This window comes from Agrobacterium sp. GW821-FHT14E08 (assembly GCF_058803865.1).
Genome location: NZ_JBXAPJ010000008.1, coordinates 29,587 through 49,055 on the forward strand (window position 1 = coordinate 29,587; position 19,469 = coordinate 49,055).

Here is a 19,469-nt window from a genome sequence, read left to right on the forward strand (position 1 = left end):
GGCCGGCAATTTGAACGCTGGAAATGATAAAGCTTTGCACCATTGCCGCCAGTCATGAACGGCATCGCCATTTCAAGCCGGTTTGCTGAAGCAAGCTCGGTATGCCTAGCATGAACTTTCAGCGACCGCTGTTGATGCTCATATGAAGGCATCGCCCGCGCAGTGACTGATATTGGGCTAGCGCTTCGGCTGTATGAGTGGTTCAATCGCCAGTTCCATTCTCGAAACGGGCCCAAAACAGGCGAGCATCGCTCGCCCGAATGTTTCGACAGTGTCGTTAAAATAGGCGACTTTGAATTGTTCGTAGCGAAAAGCAGCGTCACGACTGACAACACCCGCCGATTAATTCCTTCTCATTCGACCAATAAATGGTCAAATCCCACAAAAACTTTGTTCTGAATCGCGGATTTCCGCCATTTTTTTGAGTTGGCACGCCTTTTGCTTATGACTGATTTGACCGTTTTGACTGATATGACGGTTTTCAAGAGAAAAAAAGGGGAACTCGATGTGTTCGGAAATCAATCGTCGTCGCTTCCTGCAAGGATCCGTGGGCGCAGCCGCCGTCGCCGGCTATATGCAGATTAATCCTGACTTCTTCATCTCGTCGGCCTTCGCGCAGACCGCAAAGACCATGACCTTCCTGTCGGCCGAAAACATCACCGGCAACTGGGATCCGACCGCTCATACGACTCTTTCGCAGAAGAATATCGAAGGTTTCGTGATGGGCTTTCTTACCCGCACGCCGATGAAACTCGATGATCCGGGCGCGGTCGTTTACGAACTGGCGACAGACATCAAACTACTTGACCCTCACCGACTGCAGATCAAGCTGCGCGAAGGCATCGTCTTCCATGACGGCAAGCCGTTCAAGGCAGAGGACGTCAAGGCAACGTTCGAATATGGTTCCCGGGCAGATCGTCCCGCGCAGTGGTATCCCGGCCCGACCGAGACGCTGACGATCGAAACACCTGACGATTACACCGTCATCGTCGACACATCGAAGGGTGGCTATCCTGCCCATCTCTTCGTATTTCTTGCATCCTTCCTGCCGATCATGTCGGCCAAGGATGTCGCTGGTGGCCCCGGCGGCCCACTCTCCCAACGGCTCAATGGCACCGGTCCGTTCAAATTCGTCGAACAGCGCGGCAACGACACCGTGATGCAGGCCTTTGACGGCTACTTCAAAGGCAAGCCGGCCATCCCCGGCATTAACTTCACCTTCACCGGCGATTCCACCACCCGCATGCTGTCGCTGATGAATGGCCAAGCCTCAATCGTTGAGCGCCTGGAGCCCGAACAGGTGGATTCCATCAAGGACAATCCCGCGATCTACATCAACAAGGTCGTTTCGGTCGAAAACAAATATCTGTGGTTTCGCTGCTCCAAACCTCCTTTCGACGATCCGCGCATCCGCCTTGCCGCCTGCCATTCGATTGATCGTGACATGATCATGGAGCTGATGGGCTCGGCCGGACATGCCTCGTCAAATTTTGTCTCGCCGGTCAAATTTGGGTATGTCGACCTGCCGAATTATCCAAAATTCGACCCGGAGAAAGCACAGGCTTTGCTTGCCGAGGCAGGGTTCCCGAACGGTAAGGGACTGCCCCCGCTTGAATACATCACCTCCGTTGGCTTCTACCCGAAGACCAAGGAGTACGGTGAGATGCTGACTGCCATGTTACAGGAGCAGGGCTTCAACGTCAGCCTGACGGTGCTTGAGCCGGCAGCCTGGAACGAGCAGCTCTACCATCGCCCCGGCGGCGGCCCGGGTCACATGGTCGATTGCGGCTGGTCGACAGCTTCTCCGGAACCGGATCTTGTTCTCCGTACCCATTTCCATTCCACCTCGCACCGCATTTGCGGCATTGAGGACAAGGAGATCGATGCCAGCCTCGACAAGGAGCGTTCTGCACCGACATTGGAAGAACGCCAGAAAATCCTCCAGGGAGAAACTATGCCGCTCATCGCTTCCAAGATGCCGGCCCTCTCGCTTTTCACATCCGTGATGATCCACGCAATGCAGAAGGACTTTGAGGGCATGTACATCTATCCCGACGGATCGATAGACGCCGCCAAGCCTGCTGCCTGACCGTCATCAGCCACACGCCGCGCACCATCCGGCGGCGTGTGGACTTGCCCGTGGCTTTCCGAGCGGAGTGACTGAATGTTTGCCGTGAACTTCCTTATGCGCCGCCTCGTTCAGGGCGTCATCATCATATTCCTTGTGTCCTTGCTGATCTTTACCCTGTTGCGGGTGGTGCCAGGCGACCCGGTGCGCCTCATGGCGGGTGGCATGGCGCCCGAAGCATTGATCGAAAAGATCGCAACCGACATGGGTCTTCGTGATCCGATATTGGTGCAATTCGGTCGCTACATGGGCGGCGTGGTTCGCGGCGATCTTGGCCAGTCCTTCGTGCGCCCGGCAAACGGCGCCTCGACCGGTGGCGCGACATTCAACGACACAACTCGCGGCGAACGAGCAAAAGTCTTCGACCTGATTTTCGATGCACTTCCAATGACGCTTCAACTGGCGGCCGTGACGCTGGTGATCGCACTGATCTTCTCGGCAATCATCGGCATCGCGGGCGGGCTTTCGATCGGCAGGTGGCCGGACAAACTCGCCTTTTACATATCATCGATATTTATCTCGCTACCGAATTTCTGGCTCGGCATCGTTCTGGCATTGCTCTTCTCGGTGAAGCTCGGATGGCTGCCTGCAATTGGATATCAGGGCTTCGCCTACACTATCCTGCCAGCAATAGTGCTGGCGGTCGAACTGTCTCCCGTACTGATCCGCACATTGGTCAGCTCCGTATCCGGCCAGATGATGGAGCCCTATGTATCGGTTGGCCGCGTACGTGGCCTGAGCCGTTCACGGATCATCTCCAACCATGCGCTGCGCAACGCTTCGGTGCCGCTTCTCAACCTGCTCGGTGTGCAATTTTCCAGCCTGCTCGGCGGTGTCATCATCGTCGAATATATCTTTGATTATCCCGGGCTCGGTCTTCTGACCATCAATGCCGTGCTGCAGCGCGACTTTCCGTTGATCCAGGGGATAGCGATCGTCACGAGCGCCATCTTTGTATTGATCAACATTGTTGTCGATCTCATCGCAACCACCATCGATCCGAGGCTTGAATACTGATGTCCATCACATCCGCACTCGACACCCCGATGACATCGAAAATGGCAAGCCGCTCGATTGCGCGCCGCATATTCGATCGCGCCGCATCGACGCCGGGTTTCCGCATCGGCCTTGCAATCTTTCTGCTGCTTGCGATCGCCGCTGCGCTCTATCCGGAAATCAGTGGCATCGACCCAACCAAGATGGATGTGAAGGCCCGGCTTCTGCCGCCGCTTTTCCTCGGTGACAACTGGAGCTGGGGCCACCCGCTCGGCACCGATCAGATCGGCCGCGACATGCTGGTGAGGTCGCTTGTCGGCCTGCGTTACTCCTTCCTGATCGGCATTGCATCGGTTGCAGTGACACTCATCATCGGCTGCGCCCTCGGCACGATTGCCGGTTATTTCGGCGGTCGCATCGACATGTTGATCATGCGCCTGACCGATGCGCAGCTGTCTATCCCGATGATCATTCTGGCAATCGCCGTTCTCGGCGTATCGCGGCCGACAATTCCGGCCATCGTCCTGGTGCTCGGTCTGTCAAGCTGGCCGGTTTATGCGCGCATCATGCGCAGCATCGTGATGACGGAAAGGCAGCGGGAATATGTGCGCGCTGCGAAACTGGGGGGCTCGACCGATTTCCGCATCATCGTCAGCCTGCTTCTGCCGCTGCTCCTGCCACCGGTGATCTTCACCTCAGTGCTTGATGTGGCGCGCATGATGATCTTTGAATCGACGCTCGGCTTCCTCGGCCTCGGCGTCCAGCCGCCGACGCCGACCTTCGGCAACATCATTGCCGATGGCCGCAAATATCTTCTGAACGCATGGTGGATCGCCACCATGCCCGGCATCTTCCTCGGCCTCACGCTAACCAGCATCAATCTCATAGGCGCTTCGCTGGAGCGGGCCCGCAACACCATCCACGGAGGGTCAGAGTGATGATCACGCCACTTCTTCAGCTGAAAAACCTCACCGTTAACGCCGGTCGCTCGGATAAGGCGAAGATCATTCTTGACGATATCTCCTTCAGCCTTGCGCCGCGAGAAATCGTCGGTGTCGTCGGGGCGAGCGGCGCCGGCAAGACGGTGCTGTCGAAGGCCGTCGTCAACTGGCTGGAACCGCCCCTTTCCGTCCGTTCCGGCAACGTCCTCTTCGAAGGCAAGGATATTTACGGCATCTCCGAGAACGAGATGCGGATCCTGCGCCGCAGGGTCGCCTATGTCGGCGCCAATCCGATGGGCGCACTCGATCCGACGCTGCCGGTCGGCTCACAGATCGTCGAAAAACTGCGCGCTGTCGTTCCAGGCACCTCCCGGCAGGAGGCGGAAAAGCGCACGATAGAGCTTCTGGAAGCCGTCCGTATTCCTTCGGCACGCAGTCGCTTTGGTGATTATCCTTCGCAGTTTTCCGGCGGCATGATGCAGCGGGCACTGATCGTTGATGCGCTGGTAACAAATCCGGCGCTGCTGATTGCCGACAATGTCACCCAACCGCTCGACGTCACCGTCGCAGCCCAGGTCATCCGCCTGATGAAGGAACTGACTGACAGTTTCGATACCGCCGTGCTGTTCATCTCTTCCTCGCTTCCCGTTGCCCGCGAAGCCTGCAGCCGGATCTTGGTCATGGAGAAAGGCCGCATCGTCGAAGAGCAGGCAACCGAAAAGCTGATCGCTGCCCCAGCCTATGCCTATACGAAGGAGCTTGTCGAACAGACGCCTAAGATCTGGATCGAAGAGACCGAGATGCCGCGCCTCGCAGACAAGCGCGATATTGTCCTGAGCCTGCGCGACGCCTCGCAGGTCTACAAGGTGAAGAAGAAGACCGGATTTGGCGGCTTCAACAATGTCCGTGCGGTTCGCAACGTCACCTTCGACGTTCGCCGCGGCGACAGTTTCGCAATCGTCGGTGAATCGGGTTGTGGCAAGTCGACGCTCATGCGGCTTCTAAGCCGGCTGGAACTGCCGAGTTCCGGACAGGTCTTGTGTGGCAAGGACGACATCGCAACGCTCGGCGGCAAGGAGCTTCTTACCTTCCGCAAGAAGCTGCAGATGGTATTGCAGGACCCTTTTGGCTCGCTGCCGCCACGCACATCGGTTGGAAAGATGCTCGAAGGGCCGCTTCGCACCCACGGATGGAAGGATAGTGCGAATATCCGTGAGCGAGTACTCAAGGTCATGGGCGAGGTCGGTCTTTCCGCCGACCTCTACGAGGAACTGCCACTCGGACTGAGTGCGGGCCAGCGCCAGCGCATCAACGTCGCCCGTGCGCTGGTTCTCGAGCCTGAAATCCTGATCATGGACGAAACGCTGTCCGCCCTCGACCAGACGGAACAGTTCAAGCTTCTCGATCTTTTCCAGAAGCTGCAGAAGGAATACGACCTCACTTACATCTTCATCTCCCACGACCTTGCGATGGTCCGCAAGGTTTGCAACCGGGTGGCGGTGATGTATCTCGGCGAGGTCTTCGAACTGGCCGATAACGAACGGCTGTTCTTCGATCCTGGGCATCCCTACACAATGGCGCTGCTCAGTGCGATGCCGACACTTGAAGCACGCCGCTACCAGCCGGAAGACTGCCTGCTGGAAGGTGAACCGCCAAGCCCGATCGATATTCCTCCGGGTTGCAGCTTCAAGTCGCGCTGTCCGCGTGCGATGCAACGATGCGGCAGCCTGCAGCCCGCCCTTACCGCACGTGGCCGCCAGGATTTCGCCGCCTGTCATCTCATCCAGCCATTGGCTCTCGATGACGAAACCCGTCTAATGGCTACGGCCTGAACATGGTTGCGGCACCATCGAAGGGGCCGCGATGATCACTATAATCCAGGGTGCATTCATGAGTTTCACTGAACATCGCCTCAAGCTCATCCTCGACATGCTGAAGCAGACCCAGCGCGTCAATGTAAGGGAACTTGCCGATCATCTGCAGGTCAGCCAGGAGTCGATACGGCGCGATCTGAAGGAACTCGAGATGCGCGGTTATGCGCGCCGCATCTATGGTGGTGCGGTTTTCGACCAGCAGGAAAGCGATCAGCCTTTTACGGATCGATTGCGCGTCAGTTCCCGCGAAAAAGCCAAGATCGGCGAGGCCGCAGCGTCTCTCGTCGAAGACGGTATGAAGGTCTTCATCGATACGGGAACAACGACGCTTGCCTGCCTGAAACATATCGAGACCCGCAAGGACTTGACCGTTGTCAGCAATTCGCTGGCGGTCGCGGCTCATTTCTTCCATTTGCCGCAGGCAAGCGTACGGGTTCTGGGCGGCCGCATGCGCCCCGACTACCAGGCAACCTACGGCCATGAGACGGTGGCCGCGCTGAAGGAACATTTCTTCGATCTTGCGATCATCGCCATCAGCGCCATTCATCCGGAACGCGGGTTCATGGACTTCGGTGAAGACGAGGCGATCCTGCGCCGGGTCGCCAAGGCCCAGGCCAAACGTGCGATCGTCGTCGCCGACAGCTCCAAATTCGGCCGCCTCGGCTCCATCCACACATTCGGCCTCAGCGATATCGATGCGGTAGTGACCAGCGGCGTCATGGCGCGGGAATTTTCAGATCAATTCAGTCAATCCAAAGTGGAAATCATACATGCCTGACGTCTCCTCCTCCCCTGCACCGATCAATGCCGAGAGGCTCCAGTCGCTGATGGAAGCAGTCTCTTCCTTTGGCGGCGGCCAAGACGGATCGATGACCCGCCTGACGCTTTCCAGGGAAGATGGAATGGCGCGCGACTGGCTCGGCCGCTGGTTTGCGGAAAACGGTTTTGAACAGGCCGTCGACGCAATTGGCAACCAGTTCGGCAAGTTGACCCTGGCCGGCGCCAACGCGCCAGTGATCATGGTGGGCTCCCATATCGACAGCCAGCCGAACGGCGGTCGTTTCGATGGCGCTCTCGGTGTCATAGCCGCCTGTGAGGCGGTTCTCTCCGTGAGCGAACGTCTCAAGACGGAAGGCAGGCTGTCCGCCTGCAACTTCCAGATCGTCAACTGGACAAATGAGGAGGGTGCCCGTTTCCAGCCGAGCCTACTCGGTAGCAGCGTGTTTACCGGCGCCCTCGAGCTCGAATGGGCGCTGGAACGGACCGATGGCGACGGCATTACGGTGCGCCAGTCACTGGACGAGATCGGCTATGCCGGCAAGGATAAGGTGGATATTCCCCACGCATTGATCGAGTTGCACATCGAGGGTGACACGACGCTCAGCCGCGCCGGTGAACGCTTCGGTATCTTCACGCGGTTCTGGGGTGCCACGAAATATCGCCTCGCCTTCCAGGGACGCCAAGCCCATACCGGCGCGACCCCAATGGCCGACCGCAAAGACGCGGTACTCGCGGCGGCATATCTGATCGCCGACCTCAAGCAGCTATCGACGGAATACGGCCTCGACCTGCATACATCCGTCGGCCGCCTGGAAGTCTTCCCCAATTCTCCCAACGTGGTGCCGGCCGAAGCCATCCTTTTCATCGAGATGCGTTCAGGATCGCCGGAGATCCTGACGGCGGCGGAAGGAAAGATGAAGATCAAGATCGAGGAGGCGGCGCTGAAAGCGGGCGTAACCTCAGAGGTCCGCTCCATCGACCGCCGCAAGGCAGGAACATTCGCGCCGGGCCTGGTGACGCTCGCGGAAAGCGCTGCGGCGCATCTCGGCCAAACCGCTCGCCATCTTGATACGATCGGCGGTCACGACGCCGTTGCCGTCTCCGATGTCTGCCCGGCGGTGGTTCTGGCGGTCCACAGCCGTGACGGCGTAATCCACCACCCGACCGAATACACCTCCCCTGAAGACCAGGCCCTCGGCACGCAGATACTGGCAGACATGCTTTACAAGATCGCCTGCGAAGGTGTGAAGGCCGCGGAATTAAGCGAGGCTGCCGAATGAAGAAAACGGGTTCTCCTCAATCAGCGATGGAAGCCCGCGCTGAGAAGGCGCTGTCAGCCTTTTCGGCCGTGATTGGCGATACCCCTTCCTATGAGTCAACGACGGCGGCTGTCGCATCGCCGTCCTATCATGCCGTCGAATCCTGTAATTTTGCGGTCGCACCGGCAGACGGCGCGGCATGTTATTTCCTGCGTCTTGGTGCCGACGAAGTAGCCGATCTTGTGGAGAGCAAGGCTGCCTATGCTGCCGCCACCCGCTCTCATCAGCTTGGTTTTTCACCGGAGCCTGTTGGTTACGATAGCGGTACCCGCGGCGCGCTTTTTGCCCGGCTTGGCGACGGCTGGCGAGCCGCGAAGATTGACGATCTGATGCGACCGGAAACTGTCGCCCGATTGGTCGAAATGCAGAAGACGATCGCAACCGGGGTTTCCACCGGCCGCACATGGTCGGTATTCGAAGGTATCGACCAGCTGTGGTCAATCGTTGCGGCTGGCGATGCCAGCCCCGGCGATGCCGAATGGATGCTGTCCTGGATGACGCCGATCCGCGAGGCGGTTTCGTCCGCCGGCATGGACCTGAAACCCGCCCATGGCGATCCGCATTCCTCGAATGTGATGCTCGGAGCCGATGGTGCGTTGCAACTTGTCGATTTCGACATGGCGGCCGATATCGACCCCTATTATCAGCTCGGCGCGCAGATGAACGAACTCTACCAGTTCGAAAGCCAGATGAAGCCGCTGCTTGAAATGCATGATGGCAGCTTCAGCGAAAAGGCATTCAATCGCTGCCGTGTCTATGCCGCGGCAGACGATCTCTACTGGGCATTGCGCAGCCTCATGCTTGAGCTTCGATCGCCGCCAAAAGGCGTTGAATTCCTGAAATATGCCGGCTGGCGTTTCCTGCGCTGCCGGATGCTGCTTGGCCATCCGGATTTCGAGGCCAGGCTACGATCGCTCTAGAGCACGACCATACGTCACGACAGGCTAAAACGATAACGGGAACAAGCCTATGAACGAACTGGGAACGGCACGGTCCGACGCAGAAAAGGCGGTTGAGGCCGCAATTGTCCAGGTGGCCCCATGGAAAGGACGAAGGCTGCGCTACCGTCCTGTCTCCGGTGGCATCAGTAACACCAATTTTCGCATCGACGTTGAAGGCGAAGAGCGAGGGTATTTTCTGAAAATTCCGGGCCGTGGCACCGAAATGTTCATCGACCGCAAAGCCGCAGCCGCAGCCAGCAAGCAAGCGGAAGCGATCGGCATCGGGCCGAAGACATTCGATTATCTCGACCACCTCGATATCGAAATTGCCGAATTTATTGATGGTCGCCGCGCCTCGACCCACAGGGATTTTACCGATACAGCAATCCGCAACGAAGCGGTGCGCGTCTACCGTCAGTTTCACGACGCCCCTGCCCTGCCTCTCACGAAAACCGTCTTCGACATGATCGAGGAACATTTCGATCAGGTGCGCCAGCTTGGCGGCCACTGGCCGCTCGACCATGACTGGCTCTTGCGGAACTACCGGCAGGCACGCACCGCGCTTGAGGCATCGGGGCTCGACCTCGTTCCCTGCTTCAATGATCCGATGCCCGGCAATTTCCTGATCGGCGACGACAAGTCCATCAAGCTGATCGATTTCGAATATGCGTCAAACAATGAAAGGCTCTACGATCTCGCGATCTGGAGCGGCGAGATGTTCTATTCGGAAGCGACCGACTGCGAGATAATCGAAGAATATTTCGGACGTTACGACAAGTCGCACCACGCTCGCTTCATCGTCCACAAAGCACTCGCCGACATCAAATGGAGCACTTGGGCGATGGTGCAAAACCGGATCTCGACCCTCGATTTCGACTTCTACAAATACGGAATCTGGAAGCACATGCGTGCCCGATCGATCATCCACGATCCCCGTTGGCCCCTGTTCCTGAAAGCACTCTGATGCCCATCACCGATATCAGCCCGCAAGAGGCAGCGACATATAATGACTTCGCCGCGGAACTTGCCGACACCACGCGTCCGCTGGCGCTCTCTTATTTCAGAACGCAGCTCGACGTGATCTCAAAACTCGACGAAAGCCCGGTAACAATCGCCGACCGCGAAATCGAAAAACATCTTCGCGAGATGATCGGGGCGCGGTTTCCCGACCATGGTATCTATGGTGAGGAGTTCGGCGTCAAAAAAGGCAATGCCTTCACCTGGGTGCTCGACCCGATTGACGGCACCAAGAGCTTCATCACCGGCTTTCCGCTATTCGGCACGCTTATCTCACTGACTTTCGAGGAAAAGCCGTTCTGCGGCCTGATCGATATTCCAGCCACCGGTGAACGGTGGCAGGGAATGCCGGGGCAGACACTCTTTGCCGGCAAGCCGGCGCGCACCAGTGGCTGCGAGAGCCTGTCCGAGGCACGTTTCTATACAACCTCACCGGATATGTTTGTGGACAGCGAAGCGGAAAGCTTCGAGCGTCTCTCTCGCAAAGCCAGGCTGCGGCGTTTCGGTGGAGACTGCTACATCTATGGTCTGATCGCTTCCGGCCATTGCGACATCGCTCTCGAGACGGGACTTCAACCCTACGACTACATGGCTCTCGTGCCCGTTGTCGCGGGAGCTGGCGGGTGCATTACAGACTGGAAGGGCAATGCGCTTTCGATACATTCCGATGGACGAGTTCTGGCGTCGGCCACTCCAAGGCTTCACGACGAAGCCCTCTCACTACTCAACTGGTAAATTAAAAATGCCCTATACGACGACGCTCGAGCGGACTGTCTTCCGCTTCGATGACCTGAAAACGTTGCTGGCTAAAGCAACGCCGGAACGCTCCGGCGACCAGCTGGCTGGCATTGCCGCGGCAGGCCCGGTCGAGCGACTTGCGGCCCAGATGGCGCTGGCCGATCTGCCTTTGAAGGCATTTCTCAGTGAGGAAATCATTTCGTCGGAAGAAGACGAAGTTTCCCGTCTGATCGCAGAGCGGCACGACCCGGCAGCCTTTTCCGCAGTCTCCTCACTTACCGTCGGCGAATTCCGTGAATGGCTGCTCAAGCCCGAGACGACGCATGACCGGCTTGAGGCCGTTACCTGGGGGCTGACGCCGGAAATGGTTGCGGCAGTATCGAAGATCATGCGGTTGCAGGACATGATCGCTGTTTCCGCCAAGCGCCGTGTCGTGACAAGATTTCGCAACACGATTGGGCTTGCGGGACGGCTTTCCACCCGCAACCAGCCCAACCACCCGACCGATGACAGCCGAGGCATCATGGCGTCCGCCATCGACGGACTGTTGATGGGGTCGGGAGATGCTGTGATCGGCGTCAATCCCGCAACCGATGCGACAGATGACTATGTCCGCATAGTCTCTTTGCTCGACGAATTGCGGGAAAAACTTGCGATCCCGACCCAGACCTGTTGCCTCGGCCATGTGACAACGGCGATCCAGGCGATCCAGCGCGGTGCTCCGGTCGACCTCGTCTTCCAGTCGGTTGCGGGATCGGAAAAGGCAAATCGCGGTTTTGGTGTTGATCTGGCTCTGCTGAAGGAGGCGCATGAGGCGGGACGGTCACTGGGGCGCGGCATGGCGGGTGCAAACGTGATGTATTTCGAAACGGGACAAGGTGCCGCCCTTTCCGCCGATGCACATTTTGGCGTCGACCAGCAGACGATGGAGACCCGCGCCTATGCGGTGGCACGCGAGTTCGATCCGCTGCTCGTGAATACGGTCGTCGGCTTTATCGGGCCGGAATATCTGTTCAACGGCAAGCAAATCATCCGTGCCGGCATCGAGGATCATTTCTGCGGCAAACTCCTGGGCCTGCCGATGGGCGTCGACGTTTGTTACACCAACCATGCCGATGCCGACCAGGAGGACATGGATACGCTGCTGACGCTGCTCTGCGCTGCCAATGTCAATTTCGTGATTACCGTGCCGGGTGCCGACGATATCATGCTGAACTACCAGTCGCTGTCGCATCACGACGCTGTTTATTGCCGCGAGACCCTGAAACGGCCGCCGGCGCCGGAATTCGAAAGATGGCTTTCCGAAATCGGCCTGACGGATTGCGACGGTGCGCTGATTGGCGAGCCAGCCGTGCTCTCCAACTATGTCCGCAGCAATCTGATCGGAGCCTGATATATGACAATGGTGATCGAACCCTCCGTTACCGAACACGGGTTGAACCTCAAGGAAATGACCGACGCGCGCGTCTCGCTCGGGCGCCATGGTGCAGGTCTGCCAACAGGAGCACAGCTGTCCTTCCTGCTCGATCACGCGCGGGCGCGCGAAGCGGTCTGGACCAGCGTTGACAGGACGGCACTCACGGAACGGCTCAACCGCCTCGGCCTTTCCGTGCTCGAGGTCGACAGCATGGCGAGTGATCGCAACATCTATGTAAGACGACCGGATCTCGGACGACTGCTCGCCGCGGAATCGATCGAGCGGCTGAAGCAGGCGGGCAAGGGCAAGGGTTATGACGTGGCGATTATCGCGGCAGATGGCTTGTCATCCAGTGCGGTTGATCTCAATTCAGCGCCACTGATCGAGGCGCTTGTGCCAAAACTGGCTATACTGAACCTTTCAATTGCATCGATTGTACTTGCGAACCAGGCTCGGGTTGCGCTTGGTGATCCTGTCGGTGAAGCGCTCGGTGCAAAACTGACGATCGTGCTCGTCGGAGAACGTCCGGGCCTCTCCGCCGCCGACAGTCTCGGGGCTTATATCACCTACGGTCCAAAATCGGGGAACCCGGATTCCGGACGGAACTGCGTTTCCAACATCCGCGATGGTGGTTTGCCGGTCCGCGAAGCCGCCGAGATCATCTCCAAATTGGTAAGGGACATGGTGAAAACCCGCATCAGCGGTGTGGCGCTGAAGTCTGCGGTCGCCCAGTTTCTTAAAAACGGAGGTAGCTCGGATCAACTTTAAGCGGTGCTCATGGTGAAGCATCCAAAGGAATCTGACCTCCGCAATCTTGCGATAGATGCGGGGGAGAGGAGGAGCACCTGATGGATGCGCCACACAATTCGGATGATCGCCGAATAAACTTGCCGATCAGCAGCAGGTGAAACCGCCATCGATTGGCAGCGAAACACCCGTAATCATCGAGGCTGCATCACTGAGCAGGAAGACGATGGGTGCGGCGATTTCCGCTTCGCTGGCCCACCGGCCGAGCGGCATCTGCTTCAGGAAAGGCTCGGCCACATGCGGCTGGCTCCAGTGGCCGGACGAAATCGGTGTCATGACAACGGTTGGATTGACGCTGTTGACGCGGATATTGTAGCGGCCGAGCTCCAGCGCCGAGCAGCGGGTGATGTTGTCGAGAGCAGCCTTGGAAGACCCATAGGAGATATGGCCCGGCAATGCCACAAGGGCTGCCTGGCTGGACACGTTGACGATGGCGCCGCCCTTGCCGAGCCTCACCATGGACTGGCTGGCATATTTCGTCACCAGCAGCGCCCCGCGCGCATTGATGGTGATGACCTTGTCGAAAATGGCGATATCCGTATCCATCGGCGTGGCGATCTCGCCACCGAAACCGCCGCAATTGACGACGCCCCATAGATCGAGCCCCTCCAGCGCGGCGCGAATTTCCTCGTCGCGGGCAAGATCGAACGTCAATGTACGGCAACCGGTTTCCTTCGCGATAGCCTCGAGCGCCTCCTGCGAACGCCCTGCCGCGATGACATCGGCATTGGCGCGCACGAGATGGCGCACCGTTTCGCCGCCAATACCACCGCTACCGCCCGTTACAAGGATCGTTCTGCCCTGAAAATCCGTCATTTCCCGTCTTCCTCCCTCATGGCGCCGAAGATTCGGCGCCTTTCACAACGTTTCAATTGATCCGTCCCGGTTCAGTTTCCTGCGGGTTCTTCATATCCCGCGACACTCTCTGTCCGTTCGCATCGAACAGATGGCAGGCGGCGGCCGGGAATGACATGGCTATGCGGTCTCCTGCGCGCGCCATGCGGCCAAGACTGTCTCTTATGGTGATGGTTTCCTCGCCCTCGCGGACATGGATGAAAGTATCGCTGCCGAGCAGTTCGACCATCGTCGCTTTCATCGAATAGGTCTGTCCGCCCTGCCCGTCGCCGATTGCAATATGTTCGGGGCGGATGCCGAGGGTTACGGTGTCACCGGGCTCAAGCGGCCTTGAAACAGCAATATCGAGGGAGGGACCAGCGGCGAGAGACACGGTGGCGATGCCTTCTGCGACGGCGACAACGCGCGCTTTCAGAAGGTTCATGGCGGGCGAGCCGATAAAACCCGCGACGAAAAGATTGGCGGGACGCTGGTAGAGCGCAAGCGGCGAGCCGATCTGCTCGATGCGGCCGCCATTCATGACGACGATCTTGTCGGCAAGCGTCATCGCTTCCACCTGGTCATGCGTGACATAGATCATCGTGCAGCCGAGTTCTGCCTTCAGCCGCGCGATTTCCACCCGCATGCCGACACGCAGGGCCGCATCGAGGTTGGAAAGCGGTTCATCGAGCAGGAACAGCTTCGGCTTGCGCGTCATCGCCCGGCCGATGGCGACACGCTGGCGCTGACCGCCGGACAATTCGCGCGGCTTGCGTTTCAGATAGCTCGAAAGCTTGAGTTTGCCGGCCGCGCGGCCCACCCGCTCGCCGATTTCGGCTGTGGGCGTCCGGGCGATTTCCAGCCCGAAGCCGATATTGCGGGCAACATTCATATGCGGATAAAGCGCATAGGACTGGAAAACCATGGCCACGCCGCGTTCCGGCGGCTCGGCATCGCTCATATCCGCGCCATCCACCAGCACGCGGCCCGAACTGATCGGCTCCAGCCCGGCGATGATGCGCAGCAGCGTGGATTTTCCGCAACCGGAGGGGCCGACCAGCACGCAGAATTCGCCATCCTCTATGGTCAGCGACAATTCGGGAATGACCGTCAGGCTGCCGAAGGCCTTGGTGATTTTGTCGATCGAAAGCGTCGCCATGGGTCTAGCCTTTCACCGCGCCGGCAGTCAGGCCACGCACGAAGGCGCGCTGCACCAGCACATAAAGAAGAATGAGGGGAAGTGCGATCAACGTCAGCACCGCAAACAGCGCGCCGGGATTGGCCATGTAGAGGCCGGAATATTGCATCGGCACGATGGTGAGCGTCTTCATCTCGCTTTTCGTCAGCACGATCAGCGCCAGGAAAAATTCGTTCCAGGTGACGATGAACTGCCAGATGGTGACGAAAACCAGCGCCGGGCGCACCAGCGGCAACGCCACATGCCAGTAGGTCTGCCAGGCGTTGCAGCCATCCACCTTGGCCGCCTCGAACAGTTCACGCGGCGCGTCCTCCATGAAGGATTTCAGGATGACCATGGCGAAGGGCACGCCAAGGGCGGCATAGGGCAATATGAGGCCGATATAGGTGTTCACCCAGCCGAAATTCTTCAGGAGAATGGCAAGCGGCAACACCATCGAAGCGAGCGGCACCATCAGCGTCGTCAGAAGCGTGGTGTAGAGAAACAGCGTGCCCTTCAGCCGAAGGATGGCGATGGAAAAGGCAAAAAGCGAGGATACGGCGACCACGATCGCCACCGTCGCGACAGTGACGACCAGGCTATTCAAAAAGATGCCGCCGAGCGGATTGTCGCGGATGACGGTGATGAAATTGTCGAAGGTCACCGGCCATGTGAAGAGTGCGGCGTCAAAAGCCTGCGCCGGCGTTCTCAGCCCCACGGACAGCATGTAGACCTGCGGGACCATCCAGATGCCGAGCACGATGAACAGCACCGCATGAACGAGAATGCCGCGTGCGCGGTTGCGGGCAAAAGCCGTCATGACCGATCCTTTCCGGCAGGCGTCAGCCGCGCGCCCAGCGCCGCGATCTGCAGCAGCGAGAGGCCAAGCGCCACGACAAGAACGATCACGGAAAGCGCCGCACCGCTGCCGGTATCGCCCAGCACAAAGCTCTGCTTGAAGATGAAGGTGCCGAAAACCTCGCTTGCCCGGTTCGGGCCGCCGCCGGTCATCAGATGCACGATGGGAAAGGTCTGAAGCGTGCCGATGACGCCGAGAAGCAGCAACGATTTCGTGGCGGGCGCCAGCATGGGAACCACGACATGAGCGGCAAGCTTCAAACCCTTCGCGCCATCGATGCGCGCCGCATCCAGCACTTCAGAGGGCATGTTGGCGATGCCGGCGATATACATCAGCATGGAAAACCCGGTCCATTGCCAGATGTTGACGACGATGAGGGCATAGATCGCCGTTTTGGGATCGCCGATCGGCGAGGTCGACATGACGATGCCGGCATATTTCAGATATTCCTGCGCAATGCCGTAATAGGGCGCGTAAATCTGCACCCAGACAAGGCTGACCACCGAAACGGAGGTGACAACGGGCAGGAAGAACATGGTGCGAAAGAAACCGCGCAGCCGGTCCGTGTGCCGTTCGATGAACCAGGCGAGTACCCCGCCAACCAGCATCTGGACTGGAATTGTGATGACACCCCAGAGCACCATGTTGCGCACGACAATCCAGAAGGTGGGGTCACCAAGAACCGTGGCGTAATTCGAAAACCCCGCAAAGCTGCGTGCCTCGCCGGAAGCCGCATAGAAGCTCTGTCCCGTCACCCAAAGGATTGGATAGGCAATGAAAACGACGAACAGCAGAACGGCAGGAAGGGCGAAGACATAAAGCATGGACGTCCTCGAAACTCTGCTGCGTTCAATGATAACAGGCGTAGCGCCGGCCCTTAAAACTTCTGCACGCATGGGTTCTCACCGATTGATAATCACGCCGCCACCAAACGAAACGGCATCGAAAGGTGTTGAAGCGCACCTGGGAGGTCTTGTCGTGGTCGATGCGCTTCAACCCGCCGGGCGCATTTGGCAGCGCCCGGCATCTTGAGGCCGCCTGTCACTTGGACGCGAGCGCTTTTTTGGTTGCCTCGTCCACCTTGGCCAGCGCAGCCTCGGCTTCGATGCTGCCGGCGGCTACACCCGCCAGGGCGTTGTCCAGCGCCTCGGCCACGGCCGGCGAAGAAAAGCGCTGGTTTTCGGCCTTGGGCAGATCTGCCATGAACCGCGCCGACAATTGCTTGACGTGGTCGGTAATATCGCCCTTGGGCGTATGGCCTTCAAAGGCGGGCAGATCGTTCAGGTCGTTCAGCGCCTCCTGCAGACCGACACCGTTGGTCAGTTCGGCAAGGAAGGTCCATGCGGCGTCATTCTTGCCGCCATTCTTCGTCAGGCCGTAACCGATGTCGATGCCGCCGACCGGCGGGCTTGCCTTGTTGCCCTCCTTGACGGGAGGCATGTAGAAAAAGTCGAACCCGTCCATGTTTTGCACATATTCGGAGAGCGGCGGCGGGAACTTGCTTTCCTGCATCCACCAGGAGCCAAGCGCCATCATGCCAACCTTGCCCTGTGCGAAGAGCTGTGCGCCGGTTGGATAGGCATGCGCGCCAAGCGCACCCTGCTGGAAGATGCCGTCATCGAACAGACCCTTCCACGCCTTCATGGCAGCCACCAGCTCAGGCGCGGTCCACGGCGTTTCACCCGCCTGCGCCTTGTCGACGATGCCGGGGGAAAACTGGTTGGCAAGCATCAGGAAGACGTTTTCGTTCTGCCAGCCGTCCGCAGCGCCCTGAAACATCGGGATGAGACCGTTATCGCCCAGCGTCTTGGCGGCAGCCTTCAGTTCCGCATAGGTCTTCGGCACAGCGATATTGTGTTTTTCGAAGAGCTTGCGGTTGTACCAGATGCAGAGAACCTGCGATTCCTGGGGAATGATGTAGAAATTCTTGTCGCCGGCGGGGTTGCCCATCAACATCTGTTTGCGGTTGACGGGGAAAATCTTCTCCTCCCATGTTGCACCCCATTGTTTGGCGGCGCGGTCGTTTACGGGCTCGAGATTATCGCGATATTGCTGTGTGAGGGACCCCGGCTGCAGGCCGATGATGTCAGGCAAACTCCCGGATGCCGCAGCCGCCTTCAGCGCCGTGATATATTCCGGTGAATAATTGTAATAGGTGTAGTTCACCTTCACGTCTGGATGGGCCTTCTCGAAGGCCGCGATCGACTTCTTCATGGTGCTTTGCACGAACCATGACCATACGGTCACTTCTTTCTGCGCAGCACTCGCGACAGCAGCGGACAGAACGGCAGTCAGAACTGTCGTTGCAAGAAACAACGTCTTCCTCATCATATTCCTCCCTTTATTGTTTAAAGACGCATTGTTTAAAGATGCCGGCGGACCTGCCGCCCGATTTTGTCGCGGCCCTCCCCAGAGCCGCGTTCACTCGAAACCCGGCAGCTATCAGGCCGCCTTGGCCGCCGCCGCTTTCAGCACGTCCTCGGTAATGACGCGGTCGTCCGCGAGCGGGCGTACCGGGGAAAGCCCCAGTGTTTGCAGCTCGCCATGATAGGCGCGAACCGCCTCTTCCGGCTTCAGGGCGCCGTCGGCAACCGCGCGCATCAGCACGATCAGATTGAGCGGTGCTTCAGCCAGATTGATCTTGCGCCCGAACAGCGCGAGCCGCCCACCGTAACGCTCCGACTGCGCCACCAGCTCGAACGTATCGCGGGTGGTGCCCGCTCCGCCGCCAAGCACGCCGACGATCAGCTCGGAATCGAACGAGGCGAGTTCCTCCAGCGCCTTCGGCCCGTTATAGGGCATCTTGAGAAACATCGGCCGTTCGGCGCGCGGCACGCTCGCCAGTGACTTGATGATGTGGTCATTGACAAACTCGCCGGTCTGTTCGCGCGTCAGGCCGATATCGACGTTCGGGTTGAAGACCTCATAGAAATATTTGAAATTGTGCTTCGACGCTTCGGCGCGGAACTCGGCGAAAGCTTTGAGCGTGCATATGTCGCGGTCGAGATCGTTGGTGAAGCACACCGAATAAAGGCAGAGATCGGTGCCCGAGGTCGGATAGTTGGCGATGGCGCGGGCAAGGCCCGTATCGCGGAAAGGCACGGATGGCGACTGTGTATAGGTGCCATGCCGCACGCCACCCCAGCACATGCTTTCGAGATTGCCGCGAATGGCCGGTTTCACCTCGCTGCCGGAAAACGCGCCGCGCTCGTCCAGCAGATCGAGATTGGACTGCGACACCAGCATGATGTCGACCACGTCCTGGTCGATGATCTCCTCGATCTGGGCGATGAATTCCTGCCGCGTGCGACGGCGGGGCGGCTTGACGGAATAATCGAAACCGGTGGCGGAGACACCCGCGCCGACATCGCTGTCCTTCGCATCGGCAATGATAAAATCAGTCGGTTTGTAACGCCCTGCGCGAATATTCGCCAGTTTTCTGTCGAGTCTCGTGACCATCGTAGCCCTCAATGAATGTTGGAGTTCGGCTGCCAGCGCTTCGATTGCGACCGCAGACTTGCATTTATAAACGGCCACTTCTCATATTCTGTCAATAGCTATCTTTTTCTCTCTAAAAGAAGGCAGCTCGCCCCATATTCTTGACCGAAGGATGGGATTCAAAGTTTCCAAAATTCGAGTTT

17 protein-coding genes are annotated in these 19,469 nt (G+C 58.7%); 11 read left to right on the forward strand and 6 right to left on the reverse strand.

What is annotated here, in order from left to right:
- The first annotated feature begins 505 nt into the window (after positions 1 to 505).
- From AC1ROR_RS22660 to eutC, 11 genes are all read left to right on the forward strand, one after another.
- Positions 506 to 2,089 carry an ABC transporter substrate-binding protein gene (locus tag AC1ROR_RS22660; RefSeq protein ID WP_142171732.1) on the forward strand — a complete coding sequence of 528 codons (1,584 nt, stop codon included), beginning with the start codon at positions 506 to 508 and terminating at the stop codon, positions 2,087 to 2,089.
- A 75-nt stretch (positions 2,090 to 2,164) separates the two neighbouring features.
- Positions 2,165 to 3,145, forward strand: a complete 981-nt coding sequence (locus tag AC1ROR_RS22665; protein ID WP_142171734.1) for an ABC transporter permease — start codon at positions 2,165 to 2,167, stop codon at positions 3,143 to 3,145.
- The gene (locus tag AC1ROR_RS22670) at positions 3,145 to 4,062 is read left to right on the forward strand and encodes an ABC transporter permease (protein WP_035225318.1); all 918 of its coding nucleotides are present in this window, start codon (positions 3,145 to 3,147) and stop codon (positions 4,060 to 4,062) included. The genes AC1ROR_RS22665 and AC1ROR_RS22670 overlap by 1 nt, the downstream gene beginning before the upstream one ends.
- Complete coding sequence (locus AC1ROR_RS22675) at positions 4,062 to 5,897, forward strand: ABC transporter ATP-binding protein (RefSeq protein ID WP_080839304.1); 1,836 nt, start codon at positions 4,062 to 4,064, stop codon at positions 5,895 to 5,897. The genes AC1ROR_RS22670 and AC1ROR_RS22675 overlap by 1 nt, the downstream gene beginning before the upstream one ends.
- A gap of 58 nt (positions 5,898 to 5,955) precedes the next feature.
- The gene (locus AC1ROR_RS22680; protein WP_035225320.1) at positions 5,956 to 6,717 is read left to right on the forward strand and encodes a DeoR/GlpR family DNA-binding transcription regulator; all 762 of its coding nucleotides are present in this window, start codon (positions 5,956 to 5,958) and stop codon (positions 6,715 to 6,717) included.
- Complete coding sequence (locus AC1ROR_RS22685) at positions 6,710 to 7,999, forward strand: Zn-dependent hydrolase (protein ID WP_498590816.1); 1,290 nt, start codon at positions 6,710 to 6,712, stop codon at positions 7,997 to 7,999. Before AC1ROR_RS22680 ends, AC1ROR_RS22685 begins: the two co-directional genes overlap by 8 nt.
- On the forward strand, positions 7,996 to 8,958 hold the full coding sequence (locus AC1ROR_RS22690; RefSeq protein ID WP_498590817.1) for a phosphotransferase: 963 nt from the start codon (positions 7,996 to 7,998) through the stop codon (positions 8,956 to 8,958). The genes AC1ROR_RS22685 and AC1ROR_RS22690 overlap by 4 nt, the downstream gene beginning before the upstream one ends.
- Positions 8,959 to 9,007: 49 nt before the next feature.
- Positions 9,008 to 9,943 (forward strand): phosphotransferase, encoded by a 936-nt coding sequence (locus tag AC1ROR_RS22695; protein WP_498590818.1) that lies wholly within the window; start codon positions 9,008 to 9,010, stop codon positions 9,941 to 9,943.
- The gene (gene hisN / locus AC1ROR_RS22700) at positions 9,943 to 10,731 is read left to right on the forward strand and encodes a histidinol-phosphatase (protein ID WP_498590819.1); all 789 of its coding nucleotides are present in this window, start codon (positions 9,943 to 9,945) and stop codon (positions 10,729 to 10,731) included. Before AC1ROR_RS22695 ends, hisN begins: the two co-directional genes overlap by 1 nt.
- Positions 10,732 to 10,738: 7 nt before the next feature.
- Entirely contained in the window at positions 10,739 to 12,127 is a 1,389-nt protein-coding gene (locus AC1ROR_RS22705; protein WP_498590820.1) for an ethanolamine ammonia-lyase subunit EutB, read from the forward strand.
- Between the two features lie 3 nt (positions 12,128 to 12,130).
- Positions 12,131 to 12,919, forward strand: a complete 789-nt coding sequence (gene eutC / locus AC1ROR_RS22710) for an ethanolamine ammonia-lyase subunit EutC (protein ID WP_498590821.1) — start codon at positions 12,131 to 12,133, stop codon at positions 12,917 to 12,919.
- Positions 12,920 to 13,045: 126 nt separating this feature from the next.
- On the opposite strand, the gene AC1ROR_RS22715 is transcribed toward eutC, so the two are convergent.
- The 6 genes from AC1ROR_RS22715 to AC1ROR_RS22740 all read right to left on the reverse strand — a co-directional run bounded on the left by AC1ROR_RS22715 (position 13,046) and on the right by AC1ROR_RS22740 (position 19,287).
- Positions 13,046 to 13,774 carry an SDR family oxidoreductase gene (locus tag AC1ROR_RS22715; RefSeq protein ID WP_080839289.1) on the reverse strand — a complete coding sequence of 243 codons (729 nt, stop codon included), beginning with the start codon at positions 13,772 to 13,774 and terminating at the stop codon, positions 13,046 to 13,048.
- Positions 13,775 to 13,826: 52 nt separating this feature from the next.
- Positions 13,827 to 14,951, reverse strand: coding sequence for an ABC transporter ATP-binding protein (locus tag AC1ROR_RS22720; protein WP_498590822.1), 1,125 nt, complete (start codon positions 14,949 to 14,951; stop codon positions 13,827 to 13,829).
- A 4-nt stretch (positions 14,952 to 14,955) separates the two neighbouring features.
- On the reverse strand, positions 14,956 to 15,789 hold the full coding sequence (locus tag AC1ROR_RS22725; protein WP_498590823.1) for a carbohydrate ABC transporter permease: 834 nt from the start codon (positions 15,787 to 15,789) through the stop codon (positions 14,956 to 14,958).
- A complete protein-coding gene (locus AC1ROR_RS22730; RefSeq protein ID WP_080839283.1) occupies positions 15,786 to 16,652 on the reverse strand; it encodes a carbohydrate ABC transporter permease in 867 nt (288 codons plus the stop codon). Before AC1ROR_RS22730 ends, AC1ROR_RS22725 begins: the two co-directional genes overlap by 4 nt.
- Before the next feature lie 217 nt (positions 16,653 to 16,869).
- Positions 16,870 to 18,156: an ABC transporter substrate-binding protein gene (locus AC1ROR_RS22735; protein WP_498590824.1), complete on the reverse strand. Its 1,287-nt coding sequence runs from the start codon at positions 18,154 to 18,156 to the stop codon at positions 16,870 to 16,872.
- Between the two features lie 114 nt (positions 18,157 to 18,270).
- Positions 18,271 to 19,287 (reverse strand): hypothetical protein, encoded by a 1,017-nt coding sequence (locus tag AC1ROR_RS22740; protein ID WP_498590825.1) that lies wholly within the window; start codon positions 19,285 to 19,287, stop codon positions 18,271 to 18,273.
- Between the last annotated feature and the right edge of the window lie 182 nt (positions 19,288 to 19,469).

What these genes read in the sequence shown, in the direction of transcription:
- AC1ROR_RS22660 (WP_142171732.1), top strand. Translation starts at nt 506, where the DNA reads ATGTGTTCGGAAATCAATCGTCGTCGCTTCCTGCAAGGATCCGTGGGC.
- AC1ROR_RS22665 (WP_142171734.1), top strand. Translation starts at nt 2,165, where the DNA reads ATGTTTGCCGTGAACTTCCTTATGCGCCGCCTCGTTCAGGGCGTCATC.
- AC1ROR_RS22670 (WP_035225318.1), top strand. Translation starts at nt 3,145, where the DNA reads ATGTCCATCACATCCGCACTCGACACCCCGATGACATCGAAAATGGCA.
- AC1ROR_RS22675 (WP_080839304.1), top strand. Translation starts at nt 4,062, where the DNA reads ATGATCACGCCACTTCTTCAGCTGAAAAACCTCACCGTTAACGCCGGT.
- AC1ROR_RS22680 (WP_035225320.1), top strand. Translation starts at nt 5,956, where the DNA reads ATGAGTTTCACTGAACATCGCCTCAAGCTCATCCTCGACATGCTGAAG.
- AC1ROR_RS22685 (WP_498590816.1), top strand. Translation starts at nt 6,710, where the DNA reads ATGCCTGACGTCTCCTCCTCCCCTGCACCGATCAATGCCGAGAGGCTC.
- AC1ROR_RS22690 (WP_498590817.1), top strand. Translation starts at nt 7,996, where the DNA reads ATGAAGAAAACGGGTTCTCCTCAATCAGCGATGGAAGCCCGCGCTGAG.
- AC1ROR_RS22695 (WP_498590818.1), top strand. Translation starts at nt 9,008, where the DNA reads ATGAACGAACTGGGAACGGCACGGTCCGACGCAGAAAAGGCGGTTGAG.
- hisN (WP_498590819.1), top strand. Translation starts at nt 9,943, where the DNA reads ATGCCCATCACCGATATCAGCCCGCAAGAGGCAGCGACATATAATGAC.
- AC1ROR_RS22705 (WP_498590820.1), top strand. Translation starts at nt 10,739, where the DNA reads ATGCCCTATACGACGACGCTCGAGCGGACTGTCTTCCGCTTCGATGAC.
- eutC (WP_498590821.1), top strand. Translation starts at nt 12,131, where the DNA reads ATGACAATGGTGATCGAACCCTCCGTTACCGAACACGGGTTGAACCTC.
- AC1ROR_RS22715 (WP_080839289.1), bottom strand. Translation starts at nt 13,774, where the DNA reads ATGACGGATTTTCAGGGCAGAACGATCCTTGTAACGGGCGGTAGCGGT.
- AC1ROR_RS22720 (WP_498590822.1), bottom strand. Translation starts at nt 14,951, where the DNA reads ATGGCGACGCTTTCGATCGACAAAATCACCAAGGCCTTCGGCAGCCTG.
- AC1ROR_RS22725 (WP_498590823.1), bottom strand. Translation starts at nt 15,789, where the DNA reads ATGACGGCTTTTGCCCGCAACCGCGCACGCGGCATTCTCGTTCATGCG.
- AC1ROR_RS22730 (WP_080839283.1), bottom strand. Translation starts at nt 16,652, where the DNA reads ATGCTTTATGTCTTCGCCCTTCCTGCCGTTCTGCTGTTCGTCGTTTTC.
- AC1ROR_RS22735 (WP_498590824.1), bottom strand. Translation starts at nt 18,156, where the DNA reads ATGAGGAAGACGTTGTTTCTTGCAACGACAGTTCTGACTGCCGTTCTG.
- AC1ROR_RS22740 (WP_498590825.1), bottom strand. Translation starts at nt 19,287, where the DNA reads ATGGTCACGAGACTCGACAGAAAACTGGCGAATATTCGCGCAGGGCGT.